The sequence below is a fragment of the Streptomyces sp. NPDC104381 genome (assembly GCF_055583745.1).
The window spans coordinates 58,401-80,026 of sequence record NZ_JBVJNK010000007.1 but is presented as its reverse complement, the minus strand read 5'-3'; the positions used below and the strand labels follow the sequence as shown (position 1 = coordinate 80,026).

Genomic DNA, 21,626 nt, shown 5'->3' with positions numbered 1-21,626 from the left:
CCCGGCCGCCGCCTACGCTGGACGGATGGAATCGGTGATCGACCGGGCGTGCGCCGCGGCCCTGTACTCGGACGGCGACGCGGGCCTGGACACCGGTGCCTCCCTCCTCGCCGCGGACCCCTCCGCCGACGAGGAGCTGCACCGCCGGGGCCACGAGTTCGTCCGGCGGGCCTGGACACGCGGCTGGCAGCCCGCCGACGTCGTACGGACCGTCCGGCGCGAGCTGGACGAGCCCGGGGCCGCACTGGTCTCCGCCCTGATCACCGGGGAGACGGCGGGCTACGGCGCGCTGCCCCCGCGCTGGGCCGACCAGCTCGCGGCCCTGCCCGCCCCGGCGCCGCGCAACCGGCCCGACCGCTTCACGTACGCCTCCGCACTCCTGGAGCTCTACCGGCTGCTGCTGCGGCTCCCCGTCATCGAGCCGGTGGGCCCGGTGCCCGGTACGGCGGCCGACGCCCCGCACCGGCCGCCGGTCCACGGCGAGCCCCGGATGCTGACCAGGATCAGGGCGCTGCTGGCCAAGGCGGAGGCGACCGGCTTCCCGGAGGAGGCCGAGGCGCTCACCACCAAGGCGCAGGAGCTGATGGCCCGGCACAGCATCGACGAGGCGCTCCTCGCCGCCCGTACGCACAGCGCCGACACCCCGGGGGCCGTACGCATCGGAGTCGACGCCCCGTACGAGAGCGCGAAGGCCGTCCTGCTGGACTCGGTCGCCGTCGCGAACCGCTGCCGTGCCGTGTGGAACAGCGAGCTCGGCTTCACCACGGTCGTGGGTTTTGAGCCGGACCTGGAGGCCGTGGAGCTGCTCTTCACCTCCCTCCTGGTGCAGGGCACCGCCGCGATGACCAAGGCGGAGGCCGGGCAGCGCGCCGGAGGGCGCAAGCGGACCAAAACCTTCCGGCAGTCGTTCCTGATGGCGTACGCCCAGCGCCTCGGCAGCCGTCTCGCGGCGGACACCGAGCGGGTCACCGCCGCGGCCGGCGCGGAGCCCGGTGCCGGGGACCGGGGCGACACCGGGGCGCTCCTGCCGGTCCTGGCGGCCCGGGACGTCGCCGTCACCGACACCGCGGAGCAGATGTTCCCCCGGACCACCACGACCCGGCTGCGCGGGGCGACGGACGCCGAGGGCTGGACCCATGGCACGGCCGCGGCCGACCGGGCCAGGGTGGGCCGGGGAGGGCCGGAAATCCGCCGTTAGGAGGGCCGGTACGTCCCGGCCGGACCGGAAGAGCGGCATAAGTCGGGTTTGTCCGGTGGTCCCGCTAGGCTCACCCCATGAGCTGGCTCCGGGCGCTGAGAGAGACGGCCCGCTCGGGGCTGTCGATCGAGCGGCAGCGTCTCGAACCGCTCATCGCGCTGCGCGGCGCGGCCGGTCTCGCCCTCGTCGTCGGCATGAGCCTGTTCCTCTTCGGCCCGGTGATCGCCGCGGGCTCCGCGTTCGGCGCGTACCAGGCGGCCATCGCCACCTTCCAGCGCAGCTGGCGCCCCAGGCCGGTGCTCGCGCTGGTCTCCGGGGCGAGTCTCGCCGTGTCGACGTTCGTCGGCTACGTCACCGTGTCGCACACCGTGCTGTTCCTGGCCCTGCTGATCCTCTGGACGTTCGCCGCGGGGATGGCCTGGGCGGCAGGCCCGACGGGCGGCATCATCGCGGGCTCCAACGTCGCGATCATGCTGGTGACGATCACGCTGCCCACCTCGGTCGCCGACGCCGCCGCCCACGCCGCGATGATGGCGGTCGGGGGACTCGTCCAGGCGGCGCTGATCGTGCTGTTCCCGATCCGCCGATGGGGCGCCCAGCGCGACGCGCTCGCCGACGCCCTGACCGGTGTGGCCGACTACGCCCGCCGGCTGCGGGACGACCCGGTGGCGCCCTTCGACCCCGTGCCGCTGATGACCGCGCGCAACGCCGCCGCCGTCACCCCGCGCCAGGCCCGGCGCCGCCCCGCCGACCTGCACGGCGCGCGCGGGGTCGCCGAACGGCTGCGGCCCGTCCTCGCCTCGCTGGCGGATCCGGCCCTGGGGGTGCCGCCCGAGGGCCCGGAACGCTACTGGACCTGGGAGATCCTCGGCGCCGCCGGATCACTGCTCGACTCGGCGGCCCGGGCCATCCGCCTCGGCGACCCGGTGCAGCTGGACGAGACGGCGCTCTCCGTACTGAAGTCCCCCGACACGGAGGTGATCCTCACCGGCCCGCCCCGCAGGGCCGCGGACCGGCTCGCCTCCCTGCTCGCCGACGTCATCGAGATCGCCGAGGGGACCGGCACGGACGACCGGACGCCCGGCGAGCCGCTCGTCCCGCACCGCCGCAGGCCCACCCTGCTGCGCCTGGTCCCCGTCGTCTACGGCTCGATGCGCCGTGAGATGCGCCGAGGTTCGACGATCCTGCGCCATGCGATCCGGGTCTCCGCGGTGGCCGCCTCGGGCTACCTCATCGGCGCGGTGCTGCCGTTCGGCCACGGATACTGGGCGCCGATGACCGCGGTGATGGTGATGCGCCCCGAGTTCACCCAGACGTACTCGCGGTCCGTGGCCCGCTTCCTGGGCACCGTGATCGGCGTGGCCGTCGCCACCGGCATCGTGCAGGCCGCCCACCCGAACGCGGAGCTCTCCGCCGTGCTCGCGGTCGTCAGCGCCGCGCTGATGTACCTGCTGATGCGCACCGGATACGCGGTGAGCCAGGCATGTGTCTCCGCCTACGTCGTCTTCCTGCTCGGGATGGCGGGCGACGACTGGTCGCAGACCGTGCCCGAGCGGGTCGTGCTGACCCTCATGGGCGGACTGCTCGCGATGCTGGCGTACGCCGTCTACCCGGCCTGGGAGACCCCACGGCTGCGGGACCGGCTGGCCAAGTGGCTGGTCACGGACGGGCGCTACGCAGCCACGGTCCTCGACCGGTACGCCGATCCCGCCTCCAGGAGCCTGGACGACGTGCGCACCGCGCTGCTCACCACCCGGGAGGCCCGCGTCACCTGGCAGGAGGCGCTGGAGACGGCCCGGCACGAGCCCGTACGCCACCGGGGCATCTCCCGGACCTCCGCCGCGGACGCCGAGGACGCGCTCGCCCAGTTCGGCCGGGTCGCGATGCTCATGGAGGCCCACCTGCCCGCCGCCTCCGCCAACCCCGTCCCCGAGGCCGTCGGGCTGGCCGACGCGCTGCGCAGGGCCACCGAGGAGGGCGCCAAGGCGGTACGGGAGCGCCGGATCCCGGACTGGGGCCCGGTCAGGGAGGCGCTGGCCCGCAGGGACGCCGCCGAGGGGCCGCCGCCCGACTCCTTCGTACGCAACGGGGCCACCCTGCTGCTGCACGCCCTGGAGGACTTCTCGCGGGCGCTGGAGATCAGCAGCGGGCGGGCGTGAGGGGGGGGCTCGTCAGGGGGCGGGGAGCTCCGGCAGATCCGTCGGCAGCCCTGAGGCGTCGGCCTTCTTCAGGGTGTCCTCGGCCCCCGCGGCCCAGGAGATGACGAGCTTCTCGCCGTCGTTGGAGCCGATGGATCCCATGGTGCGGGCGGTGTCGCCGTCGTGGCACTTCAGCGCCAGCATCACCTCGCCCATGTCCTTCACCTCGCCCTGGCAGATGTGCCGTCCGGCCGAGAGCGCCACCTTGCCCGAGGTGACCGAGAGGGCGACGGGCAGGCCGTCGGACGTGCCCGTCCAGGTGCCTTCCAGCGCCGCCGCGTCCGCGCCACCGGCCGCGCCGCTCTCGGCGCCGGACACCGGTGGGGTGGTCGGCGCCGAGGCCGTCGCGGTGTCCGGGGTCCTGTCCGCGGAGACTTCGTCGCCGCCGCAGGCGGTCAGGGTGAGCGCGGCGACGAGTCCGGCGGCGGCGAGGACGCCGGTGCGCGGAAGCCTGTTCATCCCGTCCATCGCGTCCATATGGAGTTCCCCCTTGTGGATTCACTGCCGGAAGACGGCGCCAAGCTACCAGGACTGAACAGAACAACTCGGGGAAGTGGGAGCCATATTGAGGCGCCGTGCGTCTGTTCCTCATAGAGATGGCGGACGGGTGAAGGCGCGGGGGAGTGGATCAGCGCCAAAACTGTAATCACGTGCGCACCCGGCGTGCACGTGCATCTGCTCATGCATTGGCATATGAACACAGCTATGATCCGAGCTAGTTGACACTTGCACCTTGCAACTCGGGGAGCGTCCTGTGCACCACGTGTACAACGGCATGGCGGCCACAGAGCTTCTCGGGGTCGTCTGGCAGAAGAGCAGACACAGCAACTCACAAGGATCGTGCGTGGAGTTCGCGAAACTGCCCGGCGGAAATGTGGCGATGCGGAACTCGCGCCACCCGGACGGGCCCGCGCTGGTCTATACACCGGCCGAGATCGAGGCGCTGCTGCTGGGCGTCAAGGACGGGGAGTTCGACCACCTGGCCGCGGGCGCCTGAGCGGCGCACCACCGCCCCGGCCGCACGCCGGCGCGCCGATGCGCGCGCCGTCACGTACTGATGTGCGCCGCCGGTGGGGCAGGGAACCGGCGGCTGCCGTCACAGGCTGTCGGGGAACGCGTCGACGGGCACCAGGCGTTCGGGCGCGGAGTGCCCGGGGTGCTCCGTCAGCCGGAACAGGGCCCACACCACCTTGCCCAGCCCTCCGTCCGGGGGAGTGTCCCCGGCCGGTACGGGCGAGGGGTGCCAGCCCCAGCAGTCGCTGAACGACTCCACGAGGAACAGCCCCCGGCCGGACTCGGCGGAATCCGGCGCCTCGCCCGCGACGGGCCCCTTCTGGCTGGGGTCGCGCACGGCGCACACCAGCCGCGAGGACCAGCGCATCAGATGCAGCCGTACGGAACAGTCCTGGCGCTCCCGTGCGGGCTCGGCCGGAAGGGCGTGCCGCAGCGCGTTGGTGACCAGCTCGGACACGACCAGGGCGACATCGTCGAAGCGGCCGTCCAGATCCCAGGAGGTCAGCGTCGTACGGGTGAACCTGCGCGCCCCGCCCACCGCCTCGTACCGGGCCGGCAGCGTGCAGGTAGCCGTGCCGGCGACCGCCGAGGGGTCGATGGGCGGAAGCCCCTGCCGTAACGGCTCGAGCATCGTCGATCCATTCGTCCCCATACGAGGCACTCCCGGGATTCGCGGCTGTAGCGGCACTGCTTCTAGCGGGCACTGCGGGGGTACAGCGGCACAACACGAACGAGCACGCAGGTGCGCGGGGACCATGGTTCCGAATGCGCAGGGCAGATGCAAGGGCAGATGCACGTGCACGCGCGAGGTCTGCCCGGTAGCGTGACGGTTCGAGCGATTTCTTCCGCTTCACAGTTTTGAAGCTTTCGGAAAGTCTTGCCATCTCTGTAATCGAATGAGTACGGGCTGAAGCGTTTTGGTGGCAGAATCCGCCTCCGGGGTTCGGGGGGACCCCGAAGCACGGGAAGCGATGGGGAGGGTTGGGAAAGCCGGTGTCGGCAGGCGAGTCGAGTGGTTCTGTGGTGCGGCGCATCCTGCTGGGTTCACAGCTCAGGCGTCTGCGCGAGTCGCGCGGCATCACCCGTGAGGCGGCCGGCTACTCCATCCGCGCCTCCGAATCGAAGATCAGCCGCATGGAGTTGGGACGGGTGAGCTTCAAGGCCAGGGACGTCGAGGACCTGCTCACGCTGTACGGAGTCACGGACGAGGCGGAGCGGGATTCACTCCTCGGCCTGGCCCGTGAGGCCAATGTGGCGGGCTGGTGGCACAGTTACGGCGATGTGCTGCCCGGCTGGTTCCAGACGTATATCGGTCTGGAGGGAGCGGCCTCGCTCATCCGGATCTACGAAGTCCAGTTCGTCCACGGGCTGTTGCAGACCGAGGCGTACGCCCATGCGGTGGTCGCGCGCGGTATGCCCGGGGCCCCGGCGGCCGAGGTCGACCGCAGGGTCGCGCTGCGCCTCGCACGGCAGAAGGCCCTCGTCTCGGAGCGCGCCCCCCGCTTCCACGCGGTGCTCGACGAGGCGGCGCTGCGCCGCCCGTACGGCGGGCGCGAGGTGATGCGTGCGCAACTGCGGCACCTGATCGACATGTCGGAGCAGCCGAATATCACTCTTCAGGTGATGCCCTTCAGCTTCGGTGGCCATGCCGGTGAGAGCGGGGCATTCACGATGCTGCGTTTTCCGGAATCCGATCTGTCGGACATCGTCTATCTGGAGCAGCTGACAAGTGCGCTCTATCTGGACAAGGCGGAAGAAGTCGCCCAGTACGAAAGGGCCATGGTCCGGCTCCACGAGGACAGTCCGGGCCCCGAGGAGAGCCGGGATCTTCTCCGGGGTCTCCTTCAACTGACGTGATTCGCCAGTACGATGGCTGACCGACAGGAGTCTGCGCCTGCAGTAAGGGATTGCATGTCCTTCCCCAGTGAACTGGCCTGCCAGTACATAGACGGCGAGTGGCTGACCGGCAACGGTGCGTGGGACATCATTGATTTCAATCCCTACAACGGCGAAAAACTCTGCTCCATCACCGTGGCGACCGCGGCGGAAGTCGATCTGGCCTACCGTGCCGCCGAACGCGCACAGCGGGAATGGGCGGCCGCCGGTGCTTATCGGCGGCGGGCCGTTCTGGAGAACGCCGTGCGGCTCGTCGGGGAGCGTGCCGGGGAAATCACCGAGCTGATCATCGATGAACTCGGGGGCACCAGGGCGAGGGCCGAATTCGAGGTGCGGGCCGCCCAGGAGTTCCTCCGTGAGGCCGCGGGCCGGACGGTGCGCCTCTCGGCCGAACTGCTGCCGTCGCTCGCGGAGGGCAAGGAGAACCGGGTCTACCGGCTGCCCGTCGGGGTCATCGGCGTGATCAGCGCCTTCAATTTCCCTTTCCTGGTGACGATGAAGACCGTCGCCCCCGCGCTGGCGCTCGGCAACGCGGCCGTGGTGAAGCCCCATCAGAACGCCCCGATCGCCGGCGGGAGCCTGGTCGCCAGGATCTTCGAGGACGCGGGGCTGCCCGCGGGCCTCCTCAACGTCCTGATCACCGACAGCGCCGAGATCGGCGACTCCTTCATCGAGCACCCCGTGCCCAAGGTGATCTCGTTCACCGGCTCCGACCGGGTCGGCCGTCATGTCGCCGCCGTCGCCGCCGGGCTGTTCAAGAGGACCATCCTCGAACTGAGCGGCAACAGCGCTCTGGTCGTGCTGGAGGACGCCGACCTGGACCACGCGGTGCGGGCGGCCGCCTACAGCCGCTTCCTGTTCCAGGGGCAGGTCGGCATGGCCGCCAACCGGATCCTGGTGGACCGGGCCGTGGAGGAGGAGTTCACCGCGAGGTTCACCGCCGCGGTGTCCGCCCTCGTGTCCGGGGACCCGCGCGACCCTGAGACGCAGATCGGGCCGGTCGTCAGCGCCTTCCAGGCGGAGGCGCTCACCGCGCTGGTCGACGGGGCGGTCGAGGCCGGCGCCACCGCGCTCGTGCGGGGCCGGACGCGCGGCAACCTCGTCGAGCCGACCGTGCTGACGGGGCTGCCGGAGGATTCGCCCCTGCTGGAGCAGGAGATCTTCGGGCCCGTCGCCCTGCTGGTGCCGTTCGACGGCGAGGACGACGCCGTACGCATCGTCAACGACAGCCCCTACGGGCTGAGTGGCGCCGTCCACACGGCGGACGCCGAGCGGGGCGTGCGGTTCGCCCGGCGCATCAAGGGCGGGATGTTCCACGTCAACGGCGCCACCGTGCAGGACGATCCGGCGGTCGCGTTCGGCGGCGAGAAGAGGTCCGGGATGGGACGGCTGAACGGCGAGGCCGCCGTGGAGGCGTTCACCACCCGCAAGTGGATCTCGGTGCAGCACGGGCGGACGGTCTTCCCCTTCTGACGCGCGGGTTCCGGCTGACGCGCGGATTCCGGCGCGGGCTACCCTGGTCAAAGTTGACTACAAAGGGTGAGTGGCATGTCGGCGATCCGTCTCCTGGTCCTCGGCGCCGTGCGCCAGCACGGACGTGCGCACGGCTACCAGGTGCGCAACGACCTGGAGTACTGGGGCGCCGACGAATGGTCGAACGCCAAGCCGGGGTCGATCTACCACGCGCTCAAGCAGATGGCGAAGCAGGGACTGCTCCTCGCCCATGAGGTCGCCCCGTCCACGGCGGGCGGCCCGCCCCGCACCGAGTACGAGATCACCGGTCGCGGCACCGAGGAGTACTACACCCTGCTGCGGTCCTCGCTGACCTCGTACGACCAGAGCGTGGACGTGCTCTCGGCCGCCCTCGGCTTCATCGTCGACCTGGAGCGGGCCGAGGCGGTGGCGCTCCTGCGGGACCGTGTCGCCGCCATCGAGGGCTGGCGGGCCTCGGTCACCGAGCACTACACCCCGGCGGACGGCCCCGAGTCGCTCGGTCACATCGGCGAGATCATGAACATGTGGGTGCACTCCGCCGACGCGGGGGCCGAGTGGACCCTCGGCCTGATCGCGCGGATCGAGGCGGGGGCGTACACCTTCGCGGGTGAGGGGGAGCCGTTCGTCGGTGTGCTCTCCGAAGGGCAGGAGAACCCGTACGCCACCGGGGTCGCCGACCCCGGGGACACCGACTGATCAAGTTTGACTAATGGCATCGAGGGGTTTACCTTTGGCCCGCTAGTCAAGTTTGACTACATGAGGGGATGGGCTGGTGGACACCGTGAGCGACGCGATCGTCGTCGAAGGAGTGCACAAGCGGTACGGGGACAAGCGCGCCCTGGACGGCCTCGATCTGGCCGTGCGAGGCGGAACGGTCCACGGGGTGCTCGGCCCCAACGGGGCGGGCAAGACCACGGCCGTACGCGTGCTGACGACCCTGCTCCGGCACGACGGGGGGCGGGCGGAGGTGGCGGGGTTCGACGTACGGTCCGAAGCCGCCGAGGTCAGGCGCAGGATCGGGCTGCTCGGACAGCACGCGGCGGTCGACGAGGAGCTCGGCGGCCGGCAGAACCTGGAGATGTTCGGCCGGCTCCACCACCTGGGCGCGCGCCGGGCGGGCCTGCGGGCCGACGAACTGCTGGAGCGGTTCGGGCTCACCGACACCGGGCGCAAGGCGGTCGCGCGGTACAGCGGCGGCATGCGGCGGCGCCTCGACCTGGCCGCGTCGCTCATCACCGACCCGGAGGTGCTCTTCCTGGACGAGCCGACGACCGGACTCGACCCGCGCGGCCGGGCCGAGGTGTGGAGCGCCGTGCGGTCCCTGGCGTCGGGCGGCACGACCATCCTGCTGACCACGCAGTACCTGGAGGAGGCCGACCAACTGGCCGACCGGATCTCGGTGATCGACGGTGGCCGGGTCATCGCGGAGGGGACGGCCGACGAACTGAAGGCGATGGTCGGCGGTGACCGCGTCGATGTGGTCGTCCGTGACGTGGGCCGGCTCGGCGAGGCCGCCGCGCTGCTCGGCGACGGGGTGACCGTGGACGTGGACCGGCGGCTGCTCGGCACCCCCGCCCCGGACCGCATGCGCGCCCTCACCAGGACGGTGCGGACGCTGGAGGACGCGGGCATCGAGGCGGAGGACATCGCGGTGCGCCGCCCCACGCTGGACGAGGTGTTCCTGGCTCTCACCGGGACGGGCGGCGGCTCCCGCACGCCCCTGGACACGGAGGTGGCGGCATGAGTGCGACGACGGCGGGGCCGGGGCGCCTCGGCTGGGCGCTGACCGACTCCTGGACGATGACCCGGCGCGAACTGGCGCGCTGGGCACGGCAGCCGGTCCAGGTGGCCGTCGGCCTGGTCTTCCCGGTGATGCTGCTCCTGATGTTCAACTACCTGGTCGGCGGCGGCAGCGGGATCGACGGCGACAACACCGAGTTCCTGGTGCCCGGCATGCTCGCACTCACCATGGCCTTCGGCCTGGAGGGCACGATGCTCGCCGTCACCCAGGACCTGAACAAGGGCGTCATCGACCGGTTCCGCTCCCTGCCGATGGTCTCGGGCGCGGTCCTGGCCGGGCGGAACGCCGCCGACATGCTCCAGTCGGTGGCCGCACTCGCGGTGATGACCGGGGTCGGCCACGCCCTCGGCTGGCGCTGGCACAACGGCACGGCCGCCGCACTGGCCGCGCTGGGACTGCTGCTCCTGCTGCGGTTCGCGATGCTGTGGGCCGGCATCCAGCTCGCGATGGTGGCGGGCAGGCCGGAGATGGTGCAGGCCGTCCAGATCCTGGTCTGGCCGGTGGGCTTCCTCTCCAACGTGTTCGCCTCCCCGGAGTCCATGCCGGGCTGGCTGGGCGCGGTCGTCGAGTGGAACCCGATGTCGGCCACGGCGACGGCGGTACGCGGGCTGTTCGGCAACCCGGGCGGGAGCACCGGCACCTGGGCCGCCGAACACGCCGAACTGCTCGCGGTGCTCTGGCCGGTGGCGCTGACCGCGGTGTTCCTCCCGCTGGCGGTAAGGAGGTTCGCGCGCCTCAGCCGCTGACCACCGGCCCCGGCGGCCCCTCAGTGGTGGAAGGCCGTCTGGACCGCCCGGTCACGGTGCAACGGGTGCGCCTGCGAGCGGAGTTCGGGGAGCAGCCCGCGCAGGTCCTCCAGCAGCAGCTCCGCGAGGTCCGAGGAGAAGCCGTTACGGCAGACGACCCGCAGCACCGAGAGGTCCTGGCGGTTGGCGGGGAAGGTGTAGGCGGGCACCAGCCAGCCGCGCTCCCGCAGCCGCCTCGACACGTCGAAGACGTCGTACGCCTTCACCTCGGGCGTCGTCGTCAGCGCGAACACCGGGAGCTCGTCGCCCCGGGTCAGCAGCCGGAAGTCCTCCAGGGACTCGAATCCCGTGGCCAGCCGCCCCGCGATGTCCCGGGAGGCCTGCTGGACGGCCCGGTAACCCTCCCGGCCCAGCCGCAGGAACGTGTAGTACTGCGCGACCACCTGCGCGCCGGGCCGGGAGAAGTTCAGCGCGAAGGTGGGCATGTCGCCGCCCAGGTAGTTGACCCGGAAGACCAGCTCCTCCGGCAGCTCCGACGGTGAGCGCCACAGCGCCCAGCCCACTCCCGGGTAGACCAGGCCGTACTTGTGCCCGGAGGTGTTGATCGAGGAGACCCGGGGGAGCCGGAAGTCCCACACCAGGTCCGGGTCGAGGAACGGGGCGACCATCCCCCCGGACGCCCCGTCCACATGCACGGGGATGTCGAGGCCGGTGCGCTCCTGGAGGTCGTCCAGCGCCGCGCACAGCTCCGCGATCGGCTCGTAGGACCCGTCGAACGTGGAGCCGAGGATCCCGACCACACCGATGGTGTTCTCGTCGCACAGCTCGGCCGCCGCCTGCGGGTCCAGATGGAAACGCTCGCCCTCCATCGGGACCTGCCGGGGCTCCACCTCCCAGAACGTGCAGAACTTCTCCCAGCAGACCTGCACATTGACGCCCATCACCAGATTGGGCTTGGCGGACCCGGGATAGCGGTCGGCGTTCCGGTTGGACCAGCGGCGCTTCAGCGCCATCCCCGCCAGCATGCAGGCCTCGCTGGACCCCGTGGTCGAGCAGCCGACCGCCGACCCCGGGTCGGGGGCGTTCCAGAGCTCGGCGAGCATCGCCACGCACCGGCGCTCCAGCTCGGCGGTGCGCGGGTACTCGTCCTTGTCGATCATGTTCTTGTCCCGGCACTCGCCCATCAGCACACCGGCCTGGGGCTCCATCCAAGTGGTGACGAAGGTCGCGAGGTTGAGCCGGGAGTTCCCGTCGAGCATCAGCTCGTCGTGGACGAGCCGGTAGGCCGTCGAGGGCGGCAGCGGTCCGTCCGGGAGGCGGTGCGTGGGCGGCGCCGAGACCATCGGCGCGGTCGGGTCGGCCTCTCCGAAGAACGGGTTGAGGGCGAGTCTGCGGTGTTCGTCGGACGGGGCGGCCCTGCCGTGCGAACCCTGGTGGAGCGGCATGGGGGACTCCTCAGTTCTCGGCGCTCTCGGCCGCGAGTCCGGCCTTGAGGGCCCGGGTGAACTTCACGACGCGTTCGGTCTGGACGCGCGCGGCGGTCAGGGTCTGCGTGCCGACGGGGATGTCGCCCTGGCCGGAGACATGGGAGGTGCCGTACGGATTGCCGTCGACGAACTTCGAGGCGTCCGTGTAGCCGGGAGGGACCAGGACGCCGCCGAAGTGGTGGATCGTGTTGTAGAGCGCCAGCAGGGTGGACTCCTGGCCGCCGTGGGCGGTGCTGCTGGCGGTGAAGCCGCTGTAGACCTTGTCGGCGAGCTGACCCGCCTGCCAGAGACCGCCCAGGGTGTCGAGGAACTGCTTGAGCTGGGCGCTGACGTTGCCGTACCGGGTGGGCGTACCGAAGATCACCGCGTCGGCCCAGACCATGTCGTCGGGCGTGGCCTCCGGGATGTCGGCGGTCGCCTCGGCGTGCTCGGCCCAGGCCGGGTTGGCGTTGACGGCCGCGCGCGGGGCGAGCTCGGCGACCTTGCGCAGGCGTACCTGGGCTCCCGCGGTCTCCGCGTCCTTCGCGATGGCCTTCGCGATCGTGGAGACGGTGCCGGTGGAGGAGTAGTAGATGACGGCGACGTTGACGGGTGTGGGCATGAGGGGGCCTCCGGGGGACCGGGGAAGAGGGGGGTCGGGGGAGCCGGTCAGGACGGGCTGATCACGGCCGCCGTGCCGTAGGCGCAGACCTCGGTGCCCACGTCCGCCGCCTCGCTCACGTCGAACCGCATCATCAGGACCGCGTTCGCACCGCGTGCCCGGGCCTGGTCGACGAGCCGTTCCATCGCCTGGTTGCGGGTCTCGACGAGCGTCTTGGTCAGCCCCTTGAGCTCGCCGCCGATCATCGACTTCAGACCGGCGCCGATCTGGCTGCCGAGGTGGCGGGAGCGCACCGTGAGGCCGAACACCTCACCGATGACCTGCGTCACCTGATGGCCGGGTACGTCGTTCGTGGTGACGACCAGGACGTCCGCCTGTGAGGTCTGTCCGCCGCCGTAGTCCTCAATGCCCATGTTGTGGCACCTCCTGCGGAAAGCTTTGCCCCGGTTCGTGCCGCGCGCATCCTTGCTTACGCCAGTGGAACCCTGGGGTCCGCCGCAGCGTTGATAGCTTGGGGCGGCCACGCAGCCGCGCACACCGACCAACCCTGGAGCCCGGACCCTTGAATACGCTTGCGCTCGGCCCGAGCTGGCTGGACCCGGATTATCTGCTCAACACCTTCGGGCTGCCCGGCCTCCTGCTCATCGTGTTCGCCGAGTCCGGGCTGCTGATCGGCTTCTTCCTGCCCGGCGACTCCCTGCTGTTCACCACGGGTCTGCTGGTGACGACGGGCGACCTGAAGTACCCGCTGTGGCTGGTCTGCGTCCTGGTGGCCCTGGCGGCGATCATCGGTGACCAGGTCGGCTATCTCTTCGGCCGAAAGGTGGGACCCGCGCTCTTCAAGCGCCCGGACTCCCGCCTCTTCAAGCAGGAGAACGTCGAGAAGGCCCACGAGTTCTTCGAGAAGTACGGCCCGAAGTCGCTGGTGCTGGCCCGCTTCGTGCCCATCGTGCGGACGTTCACGCCGATCATCGCCGGTGTGAGCCGGATGAACTACCGCTCGTTCATCACGTTCAACATCATCGGTGGCGTGCTCTGGGGCGTCGGGGTGACGCTGCTGGGCGCGGCCCTCGGCAAGATCGACTTCGTGCACGAGAACATCGAGATGATCCTCATCCTGATCGTGCTGATCTCGGTGGTGCCGATCGCGATCGAGTTCCTGCGGGCCCGCAGCAGGTCGAAGAAGGAAGCCGCGCGGCAGGGCGACGACCAGGGCCCCTCGGACGGCGGCCCGCACGGCGGGGCGGACGGCGAGGACCAGGGCCCGGCCGCCTACCGGTACACCGCGGACCGGACCCAGGCCGCGCCGTACGGCGGCGGCTACGACAACCGGTACGGCGGAGCCACGGGCGGGGCGGGTCAGTACGGCGACCGGAGCGCCCCGTACGGCACCGGACAGCCCGGCCGGTACGGCGGCGCGCAGGACGACCAGCAGGGTGGCGACCCGTACGGCGGCCAGGACGCCCGGTACGGCGCCCAGCAGGGCGGCGACCCGTACGGCAACGGACAGCCCGGTCAGTACGGAGGCCAGTACGGCGCCCAGGGCCAGTACGGCGCGGCTCAGGGCGGCCAGTACGGCGGTCAGTACGACGGCGGCGCCCAGGCCGGCCAGTACGGCGCCCAGCCCGGCCAGTACGGCGGCGCGGCTCAGAACGGCCCGTACGGCGCCCAGCAGCCCGGCCAGTACGGCGGCGCCCAGTACGGCGGCGACCAGGGCGGCGCCCCCTACGGCAACGGTCAGGCAGCCCCGTACGCCGGCGGACACGACGGCCGGTACGGCGGCGGGCAGCCCGGCCCGTACACCGACGGTGGCGCCTACGGTGAGCGCCCCGCGGCCGGCCGGGGCGACGGCCAGGAGGAGGACCCGGGGCAGTACGGCTGGCAGAACAGGCGCTGACCCCGCGCGCGCACGACGGCGCCCCGGCCCCGGGAGGGACCGGGGCGCCGTCGTGTGTCAGAAGCCGCGGGTCCGCTTGGCCGCCCGGCGGGAGGCGCCCTCGACCGCGCCCGGCACCCGCATGAACAGCCGGGAGATCTCGCTCCCCAGATTCACCCCGATGGCGATCGCCAGCGCCGTGGCGACAGCGGTGAAGAGCGAGGTGAGCCCGGTGTCCACCTCGTTCTGCGCGACACCCAGCAGACCGAAGTAGGTCGCCGAACCCGGCAGCAGAGGGCCGATCGCGGCCGTGATGTACGGCAGCGACGAGGTGTACCGGTAGCGCGAGAACAACTGGCCGAAGAGCCCCACGAGCCCGGCCGCGACCGCCGTCGCCGCGACCGGCGAGATCTTGCCCGTGTTCGCCATCGCCCCGTAGATGATCCAGGCCACGCCCCCGTTGAGGGTCACCGCGAGTACGGTGGAGCGCTCCTGCTGGAGCAGGATGGCGAAGGCCAGCGTCAGGGTCATCGAGACCAGGATCTGGAGCACCGGCCGGTCGTTGGGTTCGAAGCGCGCTTCCGGATTGAGTTCGGCGCCGAGCTGGACCCCCAGATAGAGCATCAGCAGCACGCCCGCCACGATGCCGATGAAGAAGTACATGACCTCCAGGAGCCGGGCTCCCGCGGTGAGGTAGTAGCCGGTCAGGCCGTCCTGCACCCCGGCGACGAGAGCTCGCCCGGGCAGCAGCGCGAAGAGCCCACCGGTGATCACCGCCGAGGGCCGTACATCCGTCGAATGGGTGAGGGTCAGGGCGATGCCCATCGCGGCGGGGGGCATGGCCGCCGCCGCGAACTGGTAGAACTCGGGCAGCCCGCGCCCGGCGCAGAGCCAGGCCAGCCGGTCGCCGAGCATCGCGCCCGCCGCCGCCACGAGGAAGACCAGCACACCACCACCGACCAGCACCGATGCCGAGCCCGCGAGCAGACCGGCGGCGGCCGTCAGCACCCAGCCCGGATACGGGTGGCGGTTACGCCGGATCTCCGCCAGGCGCCGGTAGGCCTCCTCCAGCGACACCTCGACGTGTTCCGCCGAGGTGATGTCGTCGATCAGCCCGAACACGGCCGCCAGCCGGGTGTAGTCGGTGCCCCGGCGGCGTACCGTACGGCTCGCCGTGATGGGGTCGTCGACCAGTGACGGCTGGTACGAGATGGACAGCAGGGTGAAGGTGACCGTCGGCTCGGAGCGGTCCAGGCCGTACGAGCGCGTCACCGCGAACATGGCGGCCTCGACGTCCTCGGCGCCCTCACCGCCCGCGAGGAGCAGCTCCCCGATACGCAGCGTCAGGTCGAGCACGCGCGGTACGGCGGGGCCCGAGTCGTCGGTCTGCTGCACGCTCTCGGGCGCCGGGCGCTCCGTCACCGGCATGCGCAGCATCGTGCGCATCCGGTCCTGCCAGGGGGCTTCCTTGGTCAGCCGGACCATCGGGATGCCGTGCGCGGGGGTGAAGGCGGGCGGCGGGTGCTGCGCGCTGTACCCGCTCGGCGGGACGAAGGCGGACGTGAGCGTGTCGGACCCCGCACCGCCGGCCGGACCGGAACCCGCGCCCGGCGACGCCGACGGATCGGTGTGCAGACCGGCCGGAAGGGCGAATTCCGACGTCGGATGGTCGTCCTCGGACGGAGCCGTGGGCTGCTCCACACCGGCCGGCGGGACGAAGGCGCTGCGTGCCTCGTCGGACTGGGGCTTCTGGTCCTCCGGACCGCCCTGTTCCGCCACCACTCGACCTCGTTCCTCCTCGACGCCCGTTGCCGTTCCGGGAGCGCTTCTGCCCAGTATGTGCACGGACATGGGCCGCCACACGCAACGGGCGGCGCACCGGTGAAGGTGCGCCGCCCGTCATGCGTACGCGGTGCTGGGCCGGTCGGGCCCCGTGCGCCGTGATCCGCGCGCCCCCGCTCGTGGGCGGGGGCCCGGGACTACGTCAGTGCGCGCCGCCCTGCGCCTCGAGGCGCTTGTAGGAGGCCTCGATCTCGGCCTCGGCCTCGGCGCGGCCGACCCAGTCGGCGCCCTCGACGGACTTGCCGGGCTCCAGGTCCTTGTAGACCTCGAAGAAGTGCTGGATCTCCAGGCGGTCGAACTCCGACACGTGGTGGATGTCGCGCAGGTGCTCCACCCGGGGGTCGGACGCCGGGACGCACAGCAGCTTGTCGTCGCCGCCGGCCTCGTCGGTCATCCGGAACATGCCGATGGCGCGGCACTTGATGAGGCATCCGGGGAAGGTCGGCTCGTCCAGGATGACCAGCGCGTCGAGCGGGTCACCGTCCTCGCCGAGGGTGTTCTCCACGAACCCGTAGTCGGCCGGGTAGCTGGTCGAGGTGAAGAGTCGACGGTCCAGGCGGATCCGACCGGTCTCGTGGTCCACCTCGTACTTGTTCCGCGAACCCTTCGGGATCTCGATGGTGACGTCGAACTCCACGGGTGGCTCCTCCATGATCAACACATACGACTGGTGGTTAAGTGTCCCTCACGCAGATGAGTGCTCGCGAAAGGGGCTGGTCAACGGTGGCCGAGCCGGTGGAGAGACCGACGGACGAGCCGTTGAAAAACAAGTGGCGCGGGTGGGGCGGGTGGAAAGTCCCGAAGTACCTGAAGCGCGGAAACGGATCCGACGGCCTCGGGCTTGCCGCAGGCTCCGCGGTGCTCGGCCTGGTGGTCGCCGCCGGTGCCGTCCTGGCCGCAGGTCCCTGGGACTCCGGTCAGCGTAAGGCCGAGCGGGACCGGGCGGCCGTCCAGCAGCGCGCAGGTGGCGCACATCACGAAGGGACCGTCCCGGGCGCGCCGGAGCCCGCCGCCAGCGCGCCCGCCGTCCTGAGCGCCCTCGGCACCGCGTCCGGCACGGCCCCGGCGGGCGCCAACCGCCTGGACGCCGTCCTCACCCCTCTGCTGGACGTGCCCGCCCTCGGCTCCGTACGCACCGGGGTGGTCGTCGACGCGGCCACCGGCGAACAGCTGTACGCGCGGGGCGTGAAGACCCCCATGACCCCCGCGTCCACCGTGAAGATCGCCACGGTGACCGCCGCGCTGTCCGCGCTCGGCCCCGCCCACCGGATCCCGACGACCGTCACGCTGTCCCCGGACTCCCGGACGCTCACCCTCGTGGGCGGCGGCGACCCCACCCTGGACGAGGCGGCCCTGCGCGCCCTGGCCGCCGACACGGCGCGCTCCCTGCACGACAGCGGCACCGGGTCCGTACGGCTGGCGTACGACACCTCGCGCTACTCCGGGCCCGCGCTTCACCCCATCGGCCCCAACGAGAACATCGCGCCCGTCAGCGCCCTCATGGCCGGCGAGGGCCGCCTCGACGCGAGCGACCGGGGACCGGCACCCCGTACGGACGACCCGGCGGGCGACGCGGCGGGTACGTTCGCGGAGCTCCTCGACGAGGCCGGTGTCGCCGTCCGGTCCGACCCCGCGTCCGGGAAGGCGCCCGCCGGGTCGCGGACGGTGGCGACGCACCTGTCGAAGCCGCTCTCCGCACTGGTCGAGCGGGCCCTGACCAACAGCGACAACGACATCGCCGAGGCGCTGGCCCGGCAGACGGCGCTGAAGGCCGGGGAGCCGGCCTCCTTCGCCGGGAGCCGCCGCGCCGTCACCGCCCGGCTGAAGGCCCTCGGCCTGCCGATGACCGGTGCCCGGCTCGCCGACGGCAGCGGTCTCGACCGCGCCGACAAGGTGACGGCGGGGCTCTTGGCCCGGCTGCTCGCGCTCGCCGCGGGACCGGATCACCCGGAGCTGCGCCCCGTCCTCACCGGCCTGCCGGTCGCCGGATTCAGCGGCACGCTCGGCGACCGCTACACCGCGACGTCCCCGGCGACGGGCCTGATCAGGGCCAAGACGGGCACCCTCACCGGGGTGAACAGCCTCGCCGGGACCGCGGTCGACGCGGAGGGCCGGCTGCTCGCCTTCGCCTTCCTGGCCTCGGGCACCACGTCCCCGGCCGATGCGGAGGCATCACTCGACACCCTGGCCACCGCGCTCACGCGGGGGAGACGGTGAGCGGCTGACACCCCACCATGGAGCGACCACCTCACGTACGGTTGACGCATGACGAGCATCGGTGGTGCCGAGATGGTCGACTGGAATCTCGCGGTCGCGACCGCGACCCGGTTCGTGCGGCCGGGTCCCGAGATCAGCCGTGAGGAGGCCCGCGCCGTCGTCGCGGAGCTCCGGCGGCATGCCAAGGCCTCGGAGGAGCACGTCCGTTCGTTCACCCGGATGATCCCGGAGGGGCACGAACCCGAGGACACCCCGGTCCTGGTCGTCGACCGGGCCGGCTGGATCAGGGCCAACGTGGCCGGTTTCCGTGAGCTGCTGCGTCCGCTGCTCGAGAAGATGCAGGACCGCCGTGGCAGCGGCCCCGGGAACGCCGTGATCGGCGCGGTCGGCGGCAAGGTGACCGGTGTCGAACTGGGCATGCTGCTGTCGTTCCTGGCCTCCCGGGTCCTCGGCCAGTACGAGACCTTCGCCCCCGCCACCCGGGAGCTGCCCGCGTCGCCCGAGGGAGGCGGCAGGCTGCTGCTGGTCGCGCCGAACATCGTCCACGTCGAACGCGAACTGGAGGTCGACCCGCACGACTTCAGGCTCTGGGTCGCCCTCCACGAGGAGACGCACCGCACCCAGTTCACCGGTGTTCCCTGGCTCCGCGACCATCTGCGGGGCGAGATCCAGTCGTTCCTCGACGAGACCGACGTCGACCCCATGACCGTGCTCGAACGCCTCCGTGAGGCCGCGCAGACCTTCTCGGGAGGCAGCCGCCCCGAGGGCGAACGGGGCGACGACGACGGCGGGCACAGCCTCGTCGAGATCGTCCAGACGCCGGCCCAGCGCGAGATCCTGGGCCGCCTCACCGCGGTGATGTCCCTGCTCGAAGGCCACGCGGACTTCGTGATGGACGGGGTGGGCCCCGATGTGGTGGCCTCCGTCGCCGAGATCCGGGAGAAGTTCCAGCAGCGCAGGGCGCGCGGCGCGAGCCGCTTGGACCTGGCCCTGCGCAAGCTCCTGGGCCTCGACGCCAAGCTGCGGCAGTACCGCGACGGCGAGAAGTTCGTCCGGGCCGTGGTGGACGAGGTCGGTATGGACGGCTTCAACCGGGTGTGGACCTCCCCCAACACCCTGCCCACGAAGGCCGAGATCGCCGCCCCGGCGGACTGGGTGGCGAGGGTGCACCGTAAAGCAGACTCGTGATCTTGAGGGGTGCGGCGGCAGAAGATTGCCTCCCCAATCACCCATCCGAGGGACCATAGGGGCATGGGAAGGCGTGCAATGCTCGATGAACAGCTTGGCTCTGTCACCATCGACGCACTCTGAGTGACGGGACTCCGTTCCCGCGCGCTCGGAGGCACCCCCCGAAACCTCACTCCGAAGGGCACCGGACATGGGTCCCCATCCTGCGGTCGCGGCGATACGCCTGGCGGTCCGCCGCGTACTCCACGACGTCGTCACCGAGCACCACCGCCACACCGAACAGGCCGGACACGCCGAATTCGCCGAAGCGGGGGCGGGCGGGCGGCGATCCGCCCTTCCCGAACGGCCGGACACCCCGCTGGTGCTCGTCGCGTGCTCCGGGGGCGCCGACTCCATGGCCCTCGCCTCCGCCCTGGCCTTCGAGTCGCGCAAGCTCCCCGTCCGCGCGGGCGGCATCACCGTCGACCACAACCTCCAGCCCGGCTCCGGACTCCGCGCCGACGAGGTGGTCGCCCGCCTCGCCGAGATGCGGCTCGACCCGGTCGAGGCCGTCGCCGTGCGGGTCGGCAGGGACGGCGGACCCGAGGCCGCCGCCAGGGACGCCCGCTACGCCGCACTGGACGCCGCAGCCGAGCGCCACGGCGCCGCCGCCGTACTCCTCGGCCACACCCGTGACGACCAGGCCGAGACCGTCCTGCTGGGCCTCGCCCGCGGATCGGGTATCCGCTCGCTCTCCGGGATGGCCGCCGCCTCCGGGCCCGCCGGCCGCTACCGCCGCCCGTTCCTCCAGCTCGACCGGCAGACCGCCCGCAAGGCCTGTCTGGTCCAGTCGATCCCCGTCTGGGACGACCCCCACAACATCGACCCCGCCTACACCCGCTCCCGGCTGCGCCACGAGGGCCTGCCCGCCCTGGAGAAGGCGCTGGGCAAAGGAGTCGTGGAAGCCCTCGCGCGCACGGCGCAGCTCTCCCGCGACGACGCGGACGCCCTCGACACCTGGGCCGCCGAGGCCGCCGGTTCCGTCCGCGACGACGACGGACGCCTGGAGTGCGTCAAGCTCTCGGTCCTGCCGCCCGCCGTACGCCGCCGGGTGCTGCGCCGCGCCGTGATCGACGCCGGTTCCCCCGCCGGTTCGCTCTTCGCCCGCCACATCGAGGAAGTCGACCGGCTCATCACCGGCTGGCGGGGCCAGGGCGCCATCAACCTGCCGGGCCGCGTCGAGGTACGGCGGCAGGGTGGCAGACTGGTGATTCGGCAGAGCTGAAGCGCAAGCGGCTGAAGTGCAGGCGAAACGCCGGTCCGGCCCGGGGAACAGTCCGGTCGGCAGGGCAGAGAAAGAGACGCGGGTGAACGAGAAGGACATGGGCACCGACCTTCAGTCGGTGCTCCTCACCAAGGAAGAGATCGACGCGAAGCTCGTCGAGCTGGCAGCGAAGATCGACGCGGAGTACGCGGGCAAGGACCTGCTCATCGTCGGCGTGCTCAAGGGCGCGGTGATGGTCATGGCGGACCTGGCCCGCGCGCTGTCCACCCCCGTCACCATGGACTGGATGGCCGTCTCGTCGTACGGGGCGGGCACGCAGTCCTCGGGCGTCGTCCGGATCCTCAAGGACCTCGACACCGACATCAAGGGCAAGCACGTCCTGATCGTCGAGGACATCATCGACTCCGGCCTGACGCTGTCCTGGCTGCTGACCAACCTCGGCTCGCGTGAACCCGCGAGCCTGGAGGTCTGCACGCTGCTCCGCAAGCCGGACGCCGCGAAGGTCGCGATCGACGTGAAGTGGGTCGGCTTCGACATCCCCAACGAGTTCGTCGTCGGCTACGGACTGGACTACGCGGAGAAGTACCGCAACCTCCCCTTCGTCGGTACGCTCGCCCCTCACGTCTACGGCGGCTGAGGCGACGTCCCCGACGGACCCGGTGGACCCGGCGGAACCGCGGGACCACGGATCGCGGGAACACGGCCGAACCCGGCCGGACTCCCGGGAACCCTCGTGGCGATCGGGCCGTTGGAGCCTTCGAAGACGGGTTTACCGGACCTCCCCTGCGGTCACGGGTGACAATG

At 71.6% G+C, this 21,626-nt stretch carries 20 protein-coding genes; 13 read left to right on the top strand and 7 right to left on the bottom strand.

The genetic code is table 11. From position 1 onward, the window contains the following. The first annotated feature begins 25 nt into the window (after positions 1–25). Both ACZ607_RS24695 and ACZ607_RS24690 read left to right on the top strand, forming a co-directional pair. Positions 26–1,198: a DUF2786 domain-containing protein gene (locus ACZ607_RS24695; protein WP_469737880.1), complete on the top strand. Its 1,173-nt coding sequence runs from the start codon at positions 26–28 to the stop codon at positions 1,196–1,198. A 77-nt stretch (positions 1,199–1,275) separates the two neighbouring features. Beyond that, a complete protein-coding gene (locus ACZ607_RS24690) occupies positions 1,276–3,357 on the top strand; it encodes an FUSC family protein (RefSeq protein ID WP_469737878.1) in 2,082 nt (693 codons plus the stop codon). Positions 3,358–3,369: 12 nt separating this feature from the next. Here the strand turns inward: ACZ607_RS24690 and ACZ607_RS24685 are convergent, their stop codons facing one another. Beyond that, a complete protein-coding gene (locus ACZ607_RS24685) occupies positions 3,370–3,873 on the bottom strand; it encodes a hypothetical protein (protein ID WP_469737876.1) in 504 nt (167 codons plus the stop codon). Between the two features lie 277 nt (positions 3,874–4,150). Here ACZ607_RS24685 and ACZ607_RS24680 point away from each other — a divergent pair, with 277 nt between their 5' ends. Next, entirely contained in the window at positions 4,151–4,393 is a 243-nt protein-coding gene (locus ACZ607_RS24680; RefSeq protein ID WP_382987068.1) for a DUF397 domain-containing protein, read from the top strand. 99 nt (positions 4,394–4,492) lie between these two features. Here ACZ607_RS24680 and ACZ607_RS24675 read toward each other — a convergent pair whose 3' ends face one another. Beyond that, entirely contained in the window at positions 4,493–5,041 is a 549-nt protein-coding gene (locus ACZ607_RS24675) for an ATP-binding protein (RefSeq protein WP_469737874.1), read from the bottom strand. 362 nt (positions 5,042–5,403) lie between these two features. Here ACZ607_RS24675 and ACZ607_RS24670 point away from each other — a divergent pair, with 362 nt between their 5' ends. The 5 genes from ACZ607_RS24670 (at position 5,404) to ACZ607_RS24650 (ending at position 10,347) form a co-directional block, all read left to right on the top strand. Further along, the gene (locus tag ACZ607_RS24670; RefSeq protein ID WP_469737872.1) at positions 5,404–6,267 is read left to right on the top strand and encodes a helix-turn-helix domain-containing protein; all 864 of its coding nucleotides are present in this window, start codon (positions 5,404–5,406) and stop codon (positions 6,265–6,267) included. Positions 6,268–6,321: 54 nt separating this feature from the next. Further along, the gene (locus ACZ607_RS24665) at positions 6,322–7,779 is read left to right on the top strand and encodes an aldehyde dehydrogenase family protein (protein ID WP_469737870.1); all 1,458 of its coding nucleotides are present in this window, start codon (positions 6,322–6,324) and stop codon (positions 7,777–7,779) included. A 75-nt stretch (positions 7,780–7,854) separates the two neighbouring features. Then, the gene (locus ACZ607_RS24660; protein ID WP_469737868.1) at positions 7,855–8,496 is read left to right on the top strand and encodes a PadR family transcriptional regulator; all 642 of its coding nucleotides are present in this window, start codon (positions 7,855–7,857) and stop codon (positions 8,494–8,496) included. A gap of 85 nt (positions 8,497–8,581) precedes the next feature. Next, entirely contained in the window at positions 8,582–9,544 is a 963-nt protein-coding gene (locus ACZ607_RS24655) for an ATP-binding cassette domain-containing protein (protein ID WP_469738536.1), read from the top strand. Then, complete coding sequence (locus ACZ607_RS24650) at positions 9,541–10,347, top strand: ABC transporter permease (protein WP_469737866.1); 807 nt, start codon at positions 9,541–9,543, stop codon at positions 10,345–10,347. Before ACZ607_RS24655 ends, ACZ607_RS24650 begins: the two co-directional genes overlap by 4 nt. Before the next feature lie 20 nt (positions 10,348–10,367). On the opposite strand, the gene ACZ607_RS24645 is transcribed toward ACZ607_RS24650, so the two are convergent. The 3 genes from ACZ607_RS24645 to ACZ607_RS24635 are packed head-to-tail and all read right to left on the bottom strand — an operon-like array spanning position 10,368 to position 12,848. Then, positions 10,368–11,792 carry a glutamate decarboxylase gene (locus tag ACZ607_RS24645; RefSeq protein ID WP_469737864.1) on the bottom strand — a complete coding sequence of 475 codons (1,425 nt, stop codon included), beginning with the start codon at positions 11,790–11,792 and terminating at the stop codon, positions 10,368–10,370. 10 nt (positions 11,793–11,802) lie between these two features. Beyond that, positions 11,803–12,435: an NAD(P)H:quinone oxidoreductase gene (gene wrbA, locus ACZ607_RS24640; protein WP_469737862.1), complete on the bottom strand. Its 633-nt coding sequence runs from the start codon at positions 12,433–12,435 to the stop codon at positions 11,803–11,805. A gap of 47 nt (positions 12,436–12,482) precedes the next feature. Further along, the gene (locus ACZ607_RS24635; protein WP_124277608.1) at positions 12,483–12,848 is read right to left on the bottom strand and encodes a YbjQ family protein; all 366 of its coding nucleotides are present in this window, start codon (positions 12,846–12,848) and stop codon (positions 12,483–12,485) included. 149 nt (positions 12,849–12,997) lie between these two features. On the opposite strand from ACZ607_RS24635, the gene ACZ607_RS24630 reads away from it, so the two are divergent. Next, positions 12,998–14,332, top strand: a complete 1,335-nt coding sequence (locus tag ACZ607_RS24630) for a DedA family protein (RefSeq protein ID WP_469737860.1) — start codon at positions 12,998–13,000, stop codon at positions 14,330–14,332. A gap of 57 nt (positions 14,333–14,389) precedes the next feature. Here the strand turns inward: ACZ607_RS24630 and ACZ607_RS24625 are convergent, their stop codons facing one another. Next, positions 14,390–16,093, bottom strand: a complete 1,704-nt coding sequence (locus ACZ607_RS24625; protein WP_469737858.1) for a threonine/serine exporter family protein — start codon at positions 16,091–16,093, stop codon at positions 14,390–14,392. A 202-nt stretch (positions 16,094–16,295) separates the two neighbouring features. Beyond that, positions 16,296–16,790 (bottom strand): inorganic diphosphatase, encoded by a 495-nt coding sequence (locus tag ACZ607_RS24620; protein ID WP_003968257.1) that lies wholly within the window; start codon positions 16,788–16,790, stop codon positions 16,296–16,298. Between the two features lie 56 nt (positions 16,791–16,846). Between ACZ607_RS24620 and dacB the strand changes: the two genes are divergently transcribed. The 4 genes from dacB (at position 16,847) to hpt (ending at position 21,459) form a co-directional block, all read left to right on the top strand. Further along, complete coding sequence (gene dacB / locus ACZ607_RS24615) at positions 16,847–18,370, top strand: D-alanyl-D-alanine carboxypeptidase/D-alanyl-D-alanine endopeptidase (protein WP_469737856.1); 1,524 nt, start codon at positions 16,847–16,849, stop codon at positions 18,368–18,370. Between the two features lie 48 nt (positions 18,371–18,418). Continuing rightward, positions 18,419–19,558 (top strand): zinc-dependent metalloprotease, encoded by a 1,140-nt coding sequence (locus tag ACZ607_RS24610; RefSeq protein ID WP_469737854.1) that lies wholly within the window; start codon positions 18,419–18,421, stop codon positions 19,556–19,558. A gap of 190 nt (positions 19,559–19,748) precedes the next feature. Further along, entirely contained in the window at positions 19,749–20,822 is a 1,074-nt protein-coding gene (gene tilS, locus ACZ607_RS24605) for a tRNA lysidine(34) synthetase TilS (protein ID WP_469737852.1), read from the top strand. Between the two features lie 97 nt (positions 20,823–20,919). Next, positions 20,920–21,459: a hypoxanthine phosphoribosyltransferase gene (gene hpt, locus ACZ607_RS24600; protein WP_014155504.1), complete on the top strand. Its 540-nt coding sequence runs from the start codon at positions 20,920–20,922 to the stop codon at positions 21,457–21,459. The last annotated feature ends 167 nt before the right edge of the window (positions 21,460–21,626 follow it).

Excerpts from the sequence above, each read along its gene's own strand:
- ACZ607_RS24695 (WP_469737880.1), top strand. The coding sequence starts at position 26 with ATGGAATCGGTGATCGACCGGGCGTGCGCCGCGGCCCTGTACTCGGAC.
- ACZ607_RS24690 (WP_469737878.1), top strand. The coding sequence starts at position 1,276 with ATGAGCTGGCTCCGGGCGCTGAGAGAGACGGCCCGCTCGGGGCTGTCG.
- ACZ607_RS24685 (WP_469737876.1), bottom strand. The coding sequence starts at position 3,873 with ATGGACGCGATGGACGGGATGAACAGGCTTCCGCGCACCGGCGTCCTC.
- ACZ607_RS24675 (WP_469737874.1), bottom strand. The coding sequence starts at position 5,041 with ATGCTCGAGCCGTTACGGCAGGGGCTTCCGCCCATCGACCCCTCGGCG.
- ACZ607_RS24665 (WP_469737870.1), top strand. The coding sequence starts at position 6,322 with ATGTCCTTCCCCAGTGAACTGGCCTGCCAGTACATAGACGGCGAGTGG.
- ACZ607_RS24660 (WP_469737868.1), top strand. The coding sequence starts at position 7,855 with ATGTCGGCGATCCGTCTCCTGGTCCTCGGCGCCGTGCGCCAGCACGGA.
- ACZ607_RS24650 (WP_469737866.1), top strand. The coding sequence starts at position 9,541 with ATGAGTGCGACGACGGCGGGGCCGGGGCGCCTCGGCTGGGCGCTGACC.
- ACZ607_RS24645 (WP_469737864.1), bottom strand. The coding sequence starts at position 11,792 with ATGCCGCTCCACCAGGGTTCGCACGGCAGGGCCGCCCCGTCCGACGAA.
- wrbA (WP_469737862.1), bottom strand. The coding sequence starts at position 12,435 with ATGCCCACACCCGTCAACGTCGCCGTCATCTACTACTCCTCCACCGGC.
- ACZ607_RS24635 (WP_124277608.1), bottom strand. The coding sequence starts at position 12,848 with ATGGGCATTGAGGACTACGGCGGCGGACAGACCTCACAGGCGGACGTC.
- dacB (WP_469737856.1), top strand. The coding sequence starts at position 16,847 with ATGAGTGCTCGCGAAAGGGGCTGGTCAACGGTGGCCGAGCCGGTGGAG.
- ACZ607_RS24610 (WP_469737854.1), top strand. The coding sequence starts at position 18,419 with ATGACGAGCATCGGTGGTGCCGAGATGGTCGACTGGAATCTCGCGGTC.
- tilS (WP_469737852.1), top strand. The coding sequence starts at position 19,749 with ATGGGTCCCCATCCTGCGGTCGCGGCGATACGCCTGGCGGTCCGCCGC.
- hpt (WP_014155504.1), top strand. The coding sequence starts at position 20,920 with ATGGGCACCGACCTTCAGTCGGTGCTCCTCACCAAGGAAGAGATCGAC.